This window comes from Streptomyces sp. NPDC058307, from assembly GCF_042880295.1.
In the GTDB taxonomy this organism is placed as follows: Bacteria; Actinomycetota; Actinomycetes; order Streptomycetales; family Streptomycetaceae; genus Streptomyces.
The window spans coordinates 1-4,195 of sequence record NZ_JBHVYZ010000084.1 but is presented as its reverse complement, the minus strand read 5'-3'; the positions used below and the strand labels follow the sequence as shown (position 1 = coordinate 4,195).

At 70.8% G+C, this 4,195-nt stretch carries 4 protein-coding genes; 2 read left to right on the top strand and 2 right to left on the bottom strand.

Translation table 11 applies throughout. From position 1 onward, the window contains the following. Positions 1-310: 310 nt before the first annotated feature. Both glgX and ACFVYN_RS37140 read right to left on the bottom strand, forming a co-directional pair. Entirely contained in the window at positions 311-2,449 is a 2,139-nt protein-coding gene (gene glgX, locus ACFVYN_RS37145; protein ID WP_390006598.1) for a glycogen debranching protein GlgX, read from the bottom strand. A 2-nt stretch (positions 2,450-2,451) separates the two neighbouring features. Continuing rightward, positions 2,452-2,943, bottom strand: coding sequence for a pep a2 (locus ACFVYN_RS37140; RefSeq protein WP_390006596.1), 492 nt, complete (start codon positions 2,941-2,943; stop codon positions 2,452-2,454). Positions 2,944-3,238: 295 nt separating this feature from the next. Here ACFVYN_RS37140 and ACFVYN_RS37135 point away from each other — a divergent pair, with 295 nt between their 5' ends. Both ACFVYN_RS37135 and ACFVYN_RS37130 read left to right on the top strand, forming a co-directional pair. Next, complete coding sequence (locus ACFVYN_RS37135; protein ID WP_390006594.1) at positions 3,239-3,538, top strand: DUF5133 domain-containing protein; 300 nt, start codon at positions 3,239-3,241, stop codon at positions 3,536-3,538. 73 nt (positions 3,539-3,611) lie between these two features. Continuing rightward, a partial coding sequence (locus ACFVYN_RS37130; RefSeq protein ID WP_390006592.1) for a maltotransferase domain-containing protein occupies positions 3,612-4,195 on the top strand: 584 nt, incomplete at its 3' end.

The following is a 4,195-nucleotide window of genomic DNA, read 5'->3' as shown; positions in this document are numbered from 1 at the left end:
CGCCCAGTTCACCGTGACCTCACGCCGAGCACACTGAAGACGGGCCTGAAGCCCCGCGCCCGCAGACATCACGGCCTGCGCCAACGCGCACGAGGCCCCACGGCTCGGCGCCCCGTTCAACCATGACCTCACGCCGCGTGCTCCGAGGACGAAGACCCGGAGCCCGCACCCCTCACCCGGTCACCCGGTCGCGGACGTCGCGGCCTGCGCCAACACGGCCGAGGCCCCCGCCCGCGCCCAGTTCGGCCCCCCACCCGCCCGCAGACAACGCGGCCGAGGCCGACGGCTCGGCACTCAGTCCACCGTCACCTCACGCGCCCGCGCGCGACGGCCTCGACAGCAGGACCAGGCTGCGGGCCTCGACCGTCATCTCCGTGCCGGACTTGTGTTCGGCCTCGTCGGCGCCCTGGGGCTGGGCCGTGTCGAGGACGGTCGTCCAGCGTTCGCCGTAGGCGGGGTCCGGCAGCCGGAAGTCGACGGGTTCCCAGTGGCCGTTCAGCAGCAGCAGGAACGAGTCGTCGACCACCCGGTTGCCCCGCGCGTCGAGCTCGGCGATGGCGTCGCCGTTGAGGAAGACGCCGACCGCGTGCGCGTCGGAGCGCTGCCAGTCCGCCTCGGCCATCTCGCGGGCGTCCGGCAGCAGCCAGACCAGGTCCGGCAGCGGCTGCCCCGCGTGCGTCACGGTCTCTCCCCGGAAGAACCGGCGCCTGCGCAGCACGGGATGCGCCGCGCGCAGGCCGATCACGCGCCGGGTGAAGTCGGCGAGTTCACGCTGCTCCTCGCTCAACTCCCAGTCGATCCAGGAGACTTCGTTGTCCTGGCAGTAGGCGTTGTTGTTGCCGCCTTGCGTGCGGCCGAGTTCGTCGCCGTGACAGAGCATCGGAATGCCCTGCGAGAGCAGCAGCGTGGCGAGGAAGTTGCGCTGCTGGCGGGCCCGCAGCTCCAGGACGGCGGGGTCGTCGGTCTCGCCCTCGGCCCCGCAGTTCCAGGACCGGTTGGTGCTCTCGCCGTCCTGGCCGTCCTCCCCGTTGGCCTCGTTGTGCTTGTCGTTGTAGGAGACGAGGTCGCGCAGGGTGAACCCGTCGTGCGCGGTCACGAAGTTGACGCTCGCACGCGGGCGCCGCCGGCTGTGCTGGTAGATGTCCGAGGAGCCGGTCAGCCGGGAGGCGAACTCACCGAGCGTGTGCGGCTCGCCCCGCCAGAAGTCCCGTACGGCGTCCCGGTACTTGCCGTTCCACTCCGACCACAGCGGCGGGAAGTTGCCGACCTGGTAGCCGCCCTCCCCCACGTCCCACGGCTCGGCGATCAGCTTGACGCGGCTGATCACCGGGTCCTGCTGGATGAGGTCGAAGAACGCCGACAGCCGGTCCACCTCGTGGAACTGCCGGGCCAGCGTGGCCGCGAGGTCGAAGCGGAAGCCGTCGACGTGCATCTCGGTCACCCAGTACCGCAGCGAGTCCATGATCAGCTGGAGCACGTACGGGTGCCGCATCAGCAGGCTGTTCCCGGTACCGGTGGTGTCGTAGTAGTGCCCCCAGTCGCCGTCCACCAGCCGGTAGTACGAGGCGTTGTCGATGCCCCGGAAGGAGAGCGTGGGCCCCTTCTCGTTGCCCTCGGCGGTGTGGTTGTAGACGACGTCGAGGATGACTTCGAGACCGGCCGCGTGCAGCGCCTTGACCATCGCCTTGAACTCGGTGACCTGCTGGCCCCGGGTGCCGTGGGCGGCGTAGGCGTTGTGCGGGGCGAAGAAGCCGATCGTGTTGTAGCCCCAGTAGTTGGCGAGGCCGCGGTCCTGGAGCACCCCGTCCTGCACGAACTGGTGCACCGGCATCAGCTCGACGGCGGTCACGCCGAGCGAGGTCAGATGGTCGATCACCGCGGGGTGCGCGAGACCGGCGTAGGTGCCGCGCAGTTCGGGCGGGACGTCCGGGTGGGTGCGGGAGAGTCCGCGGACGTGTGCCTCGTAGATCACGCTGTCGGCGTAGGGCCGCCGGGGCGGCCGGTCGTCGCCCCAGTCGAAGGCCGGGTCGGTGACCACGCCGAGCATGGTGTGTCCGGCACTGTCGGCCTCCGGGGTGTGCAGCGAGGGGTGGCTGTCCACCTGCCCGTCCACCGCCTTGGCGTACGGGTCGAGGAGCAGCTTCGCCGGATCGCACCGGTGGCCGAACGAGGGCTGCCAGGGCCCGTGCACCCGATAGCCGTAGCGCTGCCCCGGTCCCACGCCCGGCACGAAGCCGTGCCACACGAAACCGTCGACCTCGGTCAGCGGGACGCCGGTGTGGGCGCCCCGCTCGTCGACCAGGACGAGTTCGACCCGCTCGGCGACCTCGCTGAACAGCGCGAAGTTGGTGCCCTCGCCGTCGAAGGACGCGCCCAGCGGGTAGGGGTGCCCGCTCCAGGCCGGCACCCGCTTCCCGTTCTTGTACGGCTTCTTCCTGGACGACGGCATGCTCAGCACCCGCCGTCGACAGTGGCGGCCAGGGCTGCGACCGGCATCTCGCGCGGCACCTGGAGCACCTCCCGCAGGGTGGGCTCGGGGGCCGTCGGCACGAGCGGGACGCGCTCGCCGGCGCGGGCCCGCTGCGAGAACCAGATGACCTTGCTGCCGGTGTCGGTGGCGCAGCAGCCCCAGCCGTCGCTCATCGCGGCGATCCGCTCCAGGCACGCACGCAGATCCAGGTCGGGGCGCAGGTCGCAGTCGTTCTCGGCGACGGCGGTGATGAGGTGCTGGCCGTTCCACCACAGCTCGATGGAGGTGTTCTTGTCCGTGGCGTGCTCGTCGATGGCCTTGAGCAGCAGTTCGGTACCACGGCAGACGGGCTCGACCAGGGTCTCGAGGTCCCAGAGCCGTAGATGGGCGGCCAGGATGCGCCTGACCTGTCCGACCCGTTCCGGGCTGACCTCCACGTCGAGGTGGTAGTAGCAGGGCACTGCGGTCTTCATCGTCACTCCTCACCGGCGAAGCTCCCGCTCCTCCCGGCCCCCGCGGGGCCGGGCCCCGAAACACAGAGCGTGAGCGCTGATCGCTTCAGAGTGACTCCAGCGTGGGAGAGCTACGCCATTCGTGCAACACGAGCGACCGGCGAGGTAGTTGAAGAACCAACAAGACGCCGAGTCGTGATCCATGCACCATGAGTGAAGATCTCTTGAATCCCGGATCTTCTTGAGCCCTGGATCTTCCCGAGCCCGGAGCCTTCCGCGCCCTGGATCCTCCCGAGTCCGAAAGGTGAACGGCGCCATGCTGCTACCGGCCAAAGCCGAGGTCGCCCGGCAACTGCGGCGCTATCGCGCCTGGGAGCGCGTGATGCTCGCGTCCCCCGCCGACCGTGATGTCCGGGCCACTTTCGAGGACTCGGGCTACACGCTGTGCGTGCTGATGGGCAAGCGCTGCGCGCGTGAGGCGGCCGAGGCAGCCGAGCGTTATCTGCGCAGCAGCGTGGTGGCCTACCTCCAGGAGCAGAGCGACCTGCCCCGCACGGGTGCCGTCGCGCGACGCGGTCCGCCGAGATCCGCGGAACGTTCCCCCGCGGGGAGGTAACCCTTCCGGCGCAGCTTCGATCCCCGGCCGGGCGCAGTCAGCGCCCGGCCTCGAGCACGGCGGAGGCGAGAGCATGAGTTCCACCCCGGTCATCGGCCGCATCCCGGTTCGGGACGTCCGCCCCGCCGTCGATTCCGGCAGGCGCCCGGCGAAGGCGGTCGTGGGAGAGAGCTTCGAGGTCACCGCGACGGTGTTCCGCGAGGGTCATGACGCGGTCGCCGCGAATGTCGTCCTGACCGACCCGGAAGGGCGGCACGGCCCCTGGACGCCGATGCGGGAACTGGCTCCCGGCAGCGACCGCTGGGGCGCGGAGGTCACTCCGGACGTCGAGGGCCACTGGACGTACCGCGTCGAGGCCTGGAGCGATCCGGTCGGCACCTGGCGACACATCGCGCGCATAAAGGTTCCTGCCGGTCTCGACACCGGTCTGGTCCTGGAGGAGGGCGCGGAGCTCTACACCCGGGCGGCCGCAGGGGTCCCGGAGGGACCGCAGCACGCGGTGCTGCTGGCCGCGGCAAAGACCCTCGCGGACGACTCCCTGCCGGTCGCCACCCGCCTGGCGGGGGCGCTTACGCCGGACGTGGACGCGGTGCTCGCCCGCCATCCGCTGCGGGAGTTGATCACGGCGTCGGAGACGCTGCCGCTGCTGGTGGAGCG

What these genes read in the sequence shown, in the direction of transcription:
- glgX (WP_390006598.1), bottom strand. Translation starts at nt 2,449, where the DNA reads ATGCCGTCGTCCAGGAAGAAGCCGTACAAGAACGGGAAGCGGGTGCCG.
- ACFVYN_RS37140 (WP_390006596.1), bottom strand. Translation starts at nt 2,943, where the DNA reads ATGAAGACCGCAGTGCCCTGCTACTACCACCTCGACGTGGAGGTCAGC.
- ACFVYN_RS37135 (WP_390006594.1), top strand. Translation starts at nt 3,239, where the DNA reads ATGCTGCTACCGGCCAAAGCCGAGGTCGCCCGGCAACTGCGGCGCTAT.